This window comes from Pradoshia sp., from assembly GCF_051873915.1.
In the GTDB taxonomy this organism is placed as follows: Bacteria; Bacillota; Bacilli; order Bacillales; family Pradoshiaceae; genus Pradoshia.
This window is the reverse complement of sequence record NZ_JBJEFJ010000181.1, coordinates 1-5,728: the sequence shown is the minus strand read 5'-3', so window position 1 is coordinate 5,728 and position 5,728 is coordinate 1. Positions and strand designations below refer to the sequence as shown.

At 43.6% G+C, this 5,728-nt stretch carries 6 protein-coding genes; 1 reads left to right on the top strand and 5 read right to left on the bottom strand.

All coding sequences use genetic code 11. The annotated features are described in order from the left end of the window. The 3 genes from ACI35L_RS15970 to ACI35L_RS15960 all read right to left on the bottom strand — a co-directional run. The coding region (locus tag ACI35L_RS15970; protein WP_439803292.1) for a PTS sugar transporter subunit IIA at window positions 1–312 on the bottom strand (312 nt) is incomplete at its 3' end. A gap of 550 nt (window positions 313–862) precedes the next feature. Continuing rightward, a complete protein-coding gene (gene argH / locus ACI35L_RS15965; RefSeq protein WP_049669875.1) occupies window positions 863–2,236 on the bottom strand; it encodes an argininosuccinate lyase in 1,374 nt (457 codons plus the stop codon). After that, window positions 2,233–3,441 (bottom strand): argininosuccinate synthase, encoded by a 1,209-nt coding sequence (locus ACI35L_RS15960; protein WP_049669874.1) that lies wholly within the window; start codon window positions 3,439–3,441, stop codon window positions 2,233–2,235. The genes argH and ACI35L_RS15960 overlap by 4 nt, the downstream gene beginning before the upstream one ends. A 251-nt stretch (window positions 3,442–3,692) precedes the next feature. Here ACI35L_RS15960 and ACI35L_RS15955 point away from each other — a divergent pair, with 251 nt between their 5' ends. Continuing rightward, the gene (locus ACI35L_RS15955; protein WP_049669873.1) at window positions 3,693–4,007 is read left to right on the top strand and encodes a hypothetical protein; all 315 of its coding nucleotides are present in this window, start codon (window positions 3,693–3,695) and stop codon (window positions 4,005–4,007) included. 42 nt (window positions 4,008–4,049) lie between these two features. Here the strand turns inward: ACI35L_RS15955 and ACI35L_RS15950 are convergent, their stop codons facing one another. Together ACI35L_RS15950 and ACI35L_RS15945 are read right to left on the bottom strand one after the other, a co-directional pair. After that, the gene (locus ACI35L_RS15950) at window positions 4,050–4,583 is read right to left on the bottom strand and encodes a MogA/MoaB family molybdenum cofactor biosynthesis protein (RefSeq protein ID WP_231589477.1); all 534 of its coding nucleotides are present in this window, start codon (window positions 4,581–4,583) and stop codon (window positions 4,050–4,052) included. Then, window positions 4,580–5,410 (bottom strand): EcsC family protein, encoded by an 831-nt coding sequence (locus ACI35L_RS15945; RefSeq protein WP_049669872.1) that lies wholly within the window; start codon window positions 5,408–5,410, stop codon window positions 4,580–4,582. Before ACI35L_RS15945 ends, ACI35L_RS15950 begins: the two co-directional genes overlap by 4 nt. Window positions 5,411–5,728 lie beyond the last annotated feature (318 nt).

Sequence of the window (5,728 nt, the reverse complement as noted above, 5' to 3'; positions counted from 1 at the left end):
AACGTGCTCACCTTCCTTAACGGCGAGCTTGAACCCTTCTCCTTTTAAGGAAACTGTTTCAAGACCTATATGTATCAATACTTCAACACCAGATTTAGACCGAATCGCAATAGCGTGTTTAGTAGGGGTAATCATAATAATTTCTCCACTAAATGGCGCATACACATGTCCGCCTGTAGGTTGAATTGCCACACCCTCCCCCATCATTTTTTGGCTGAATACCGGATCGGGAACCTCCTCAAGAGGAATAATCGTACCGTTTAACGGTGCCAACAAATCTACCCCTTTTTTCTTAAATAATCCAAAAGCCATTCTTGATTGCCCCTTTCTGTATAAAAGTAATATCGAGTCTTTTTCATCCCATTGCACAAAAAAGGCATGGCGGAATTATCACTAGGCTACTAGCAGCCTAGTGATTTACCACCATGCCTGATCGTATCAGTCACATGCGAGACAATATCAATTTCTAAATCTATCGTATCATTTTTCTTATTTAAATTGTAGTAGTTTTTTCACTTTTTATAATTGTTTGTAACCATTGTCATTTCTACTACACATCAAACTCCACAATCGTTTCCTCAGAATAAGCCATTGAGATTTTGAAGATTGACTAGGAACGTAATGAGCGATGAACGAGTAAGTAAGTGGGCGAAAAGTTCTCAGGCATAACGCCCTCTCTTAGATAAGGAATCACTCTTCTTTCATTTCATATGACATTTTATTCCACTACAGAAATACTTCTCATTCATGGAATATCAAAAAAAGAGCTGAACACAGCTCTTAATTGGGAAATCAAACGGAAAGCCTATCCATTTTCCACCTGTTTCGTAAAAACCTTCAACATTAAATGCTTCAATAAGTATTACTTCAACAATTCCCTTGCCTTCTCAATAGCAGCAGATACTTGCGTAAATCCTGTCCCGCCTGCACTGTTTCGTCTGCGCACAGCTTCCTCAGGCTTTAAGGCTTCATAGATATCCTCCTCGATGAGCGGAGAGGCCTCTTTAAGCGCAGAAAGCGGCAGATCAAGCAAATAGCAGCCCTGCTGAATGCAATGAAGCACGAGCTTCCCGACAATCTCATGGGCTTCCCTGAACGGAATTCCCTTCGCCGCCAAATAATCAGCCAGCTCCGTTGCATTTGAGAAGTCCTGATAAACAGCTTCCTTCATGACAGCTGTATTGACTTTCATCGTGGCAATCATCCCGTTAAAGATCTTGAGCGACCCCTTAACCGTTGTAACCGTGTCGAACATCCCTTCCTTGTCCTCCTGCATATCTTTATTGTAGGCAAGAGGCAGTCCCTTCAAGAGAGTCATCAGACCAACTGCATTGCCATACACACGGCCTGTTTTCCCCCGAATTAATTCGGCCATATCCGGGTTTTTCTTCTGCGGCATGATGCTCGACCCAGTTGAAAATGTATCATCCAGCTCAATGAAACGGTATTCCTGGCTTGACCACAAAATAATTTCCTCACTGAAGCGGGAGAGATGCATCATCAAGATGGAGGCATTATGAAGAAATTCCGCAATGAAGTCTCGGTCGCTCACAGCATCTAAACTGTTTTCATATATCCCGTCAAACCCGAGCAGCTCAGCGGTCATATGACGGTCAATCGGGAAGGTAGTCCCTGCGAGAGCACCTGCACCAAGCGGGGAAAGATTAATTCTCTTCAGGCTGTCCTTAAGCCGGCCTTTATCCCGCTCAAGCATCCAGAAATACGCCATGAAGTGGTGGCCGAGTGAAATGGGCTGTGCCCGCTGCAAATGAGTATATCCAGGCACAACGGTTTCCACATGCTTGTCAGCCGTATCAACCAATGTTTTCTGAAACTCTTCAATCGTGGCAATGATTTCTTCCACCTGGCCGCGCAAATAAAGATGCATATCGGTTGCCACTTGATCATTCCGGCTTCTCGCCGTATGTAGCTTGCCTCCAACCGGTCCGATTTCGTCAATCAATAGCTTTTCAAGATTTAAATGAATGTCCTCATAATCAATGGAAAAGGAGAGTTCCCCCTTCTCAGCTTTCGCCTTCAAGGAAGAGAGCCCTCCTTCAATTAATTCTTCCTCTTCCTTCGTAATGATTCCGCAGGCACCCAGCATTTTCACATGTGCCAGGCTGCCTTCGATGTCCTCCATCACCAGTTCTTGGTCAAATGAGATGGAAGCACCGAAGGAATCAATCCATTCTTCAGCTGTTTTCGTGAATCTTCCGCCCCAAAGCTTCTTCACACTGTCACCTTCTTTTGGAGATGCACTTGGCTGTTTACTTTTGTTGGCAAGCCCCATAAATTGATAAATCCAACCGCACTTGTATGGTCAAACTCATCAGCTGATGTATAGGTGGCTAAATTCTCATCATAAAGAGAATACTCAGATTTACGTCCTTCTACAATTGCATGCCCTTTGAACAGCTTCACACGCGCAACCCCTGTGACATGGGTTTGCGACTGCTTCAAGAAGGCAAGCAATGAATCCTTAAGAGGCGAGAACCATAAGCCTTCATAAATAAGCTCCGTTAATTTCTTCTCAATAACAGGTTTGAAATGAGCCAATTCCTTCACCATTGTCAAATCTTCCAATTCTTTATGTGCCTTAATCAATGTCACGGCACCGGGGCATTCATATACTTCCCTTGATTTGATTCCGACAAGACGGTTCTCAACATGGTCAATTCGTCCAACACCATGCTTTCCGGCTAAATCATTAAGTGTAAGAATCAATTGGGATAAAGGATATTCCTTTCCGTTCAATGCGACTGGAACCCCTTCTTTAAAAGTAATTTCAACCATAGCAGGCACATCAGGTGTATTCTCTAATGGACATGTCAGATCATAGGCACCCTCTGGCGGTGCAGCCCAAGGGTCTTCTAAAACACCGCATTCATTGCTGCGTCCCCATAGGTTTTGGTCAATGGAATATGGACTGTCTAAATTAATTGGAATGGGAATATTATTTTCCTTCGCATATTGAATTTCCTCTTCACGTGACCAGCTCCACTCACGAACTGGCGCTAGCACCTTCAGTTCTGGATTCAACGCTTGGATAGATACCTCGAAACGTACTTGGTCATTTCCTTTACCCGTACAGCCATGGGCAACGGCAACCGCATTCTCCTTCTCTGCTACCTCAACAAGCTTCTTTGCAATCAACGGTCTTGAGAGAGCTGAGACAAGCGGGTATTTCCCCTCATACAATGCATGTGCCTGCAAAGCAACTAACGCAAATTCCTTCGCGAACTCTTCCTTTGCATCTATAACATAGGAAGTGCAAGCTCCTACCTTGAGGGCTTTGTCCTTTATAAATTCTAAGTCTTTCCCCTCGCCGACATCCAAGCAGCAGGCTACTACGTCATACCCCTTCTCTTTCAACCATGAAATCGCAACTGATGTATCCAAACCGCCTGAATAGGCAAGAACTACTTTCTCCTTTGTCATGTTCCTGTTCCCTCCGATGTATTTTGTATATTTATTCATTATTATATGTTTTTATGCAATTAATATGATATACACTATATCAATCCTGAAATCCTTTTTCAAGTATTTATTTTGAAAATTACTAATTTTTTATTCAGAAGGAGAAGGCAAAGTGTACGTACACCGCGAAATAATCATGGAGGTTTATCGTTAATCAGCGGACATTTGTATACAATAAGGGAGGAGCTAATAAAAGGAGGAATCCGTCAAACATGGAAACATACTTCGTTCATGATAAAAGATTAGGTATTGATATTCCAAGACTTGAGTACGATTGGGACAGCTATACAGAGAAAGATCAATCTGCCATCCTCCTTCGCTGGGAAGAAATCAGGGGAACGATACCAGACCGAGTGAAGGAGCTTGAGGGGAAAATTAATGATAAATTAAGTGAGCTGAACGAGGAAGAGAATTTCGAGAAATCCTGCACATTAAATGATGAAATCTCTGAACTTGCCTCATGCATTAATGATCTTTGGATATATTTCCGTACCAATGAAGAGCTTACAAGTAAACCCCATCGTTGATCCCAAAACGAAATGAAAAAACCGCTCCATCATTGGAACGGTTCATCGGTCTTTCCTGATCTCATGCATGATATGCCCGAGTTCCGGAATGATACATTTATTCATGGCCAAACGGACGGCACCGCTTGAACCCGGTGTTGAAAACACAGGAGTACCGAATATCACACCTGCGCTCGCTCTTGAAAGGATTGCGGCAGAGCCGATATCCTCCTGGTAGCTAAGCATGCGAAATAATTCACCGAATCCAGGAATCTCCTTCTCGTATAAAGCGGATAAAGCCTCTATCGTCACATCACGCTTTGCAATGCCCGTGCCTCCATTTGTAAGCACGCAATCAACCTCGCTGTGCCTGCAGCCCTCAAGAACAGCCCTCTGGATTTGCTCAACTTCATCTTTGACGACTTCCCGGCTGACAACTTCATGGCCGGCAGCGGTCAGCAATTGCTCCATCAGCTGCCCGCTCTTATCTGAATCCAAGTCTCTCGTGTCACTGACGGTAATGATTTTGCAACGCACGGCCTTTGGGGCTTCTTTCTTATGAATGTATGTACTAGAGCAGCTCACCATATCATTCATTCGCTTTCTTTATCTCTTAAATAGCGGTATTTATAGAATTGATTCGCAAAAGCTGTTACATTCTTGGTCAGACGGTAATTCGCCTGGCTGCCGATGGCAAGACTGATGATTGGTACACCCTTTAGCATCTGCTTACGGAAGAAATAAATGGCGAGCACCTTCATCAATTGCTTGATAGGCTGGTCCAGCCAGAATACATTGCTCATCTCTTCTCCCTCATAGAAATAATCAGAAGGCTTCTCTAAATCTTCCATAAGATCATCCCAGAAATATTTCTGCATGCGCTTTGGCATGGTCCCGGCATGGAACACCTTCAATGACAGGGCTGTTTCATAAGGCGTACTGATGTCATATCCATAGGATAAGCCAATCAGCTGGATACTGCGCAAATTAATAACCATTTGTGCCGGCAAATCAGCCGCGAGTGCCCATCCACCATTAGCAGCTGAAATACCGCCTTGTACTAGTGAATACATCCTATGGCGGGCCATTTGCTGCTCAGCGATATAGATCAGCCGGTCAACCGGCATCTCCCGGAGGTCCTGAATATCCTTGATGCGTTCATCGAACACACGAGCATTCTTCAGAATCCGGTCTCTTGCATCAGCCTGGAACTGGGATTCATGAATCATAGAATGTAGATGGAAGAGCCAGTTATCAAGCTTTGCAAAGAATTCCTCCTGTGTCGATTCTGGCAAAAGCGTAAACATGCTTTCAATCAAACGATCATAATAGGCTTCAAAGTCGGTCGGTTCATCGGACCGCATATCACTTTCCCACATCTTCAAATCCTGCAAGATTATGTCTTCTCTCTCTGTAAGCGCCATTTGATCACCTCTTCTTCAAAATTGTCATGTATCAAAAGTATACCATACCTCTCTTCTATTCTTTCACATTCAGTTACAAGCTAATCGGCTTCGAATTGAATGACTGCAATTTACCATCTCAGCCTGGCTTCTGTTACGCAAGACTCTTGTATGTTAAATGCTTTGAAAAATACACGCCGCAAACAGCTGCTTAATTTACGTTTTTTTCACTGCAATGCCATCCTTCAAATAGATTTCAGTATCCTTTGGATGATGTTTCATGCACCTCCCTAGTCAAAAAGGTAGACCTATCATTTGGTTTGCACGACTTATACAATC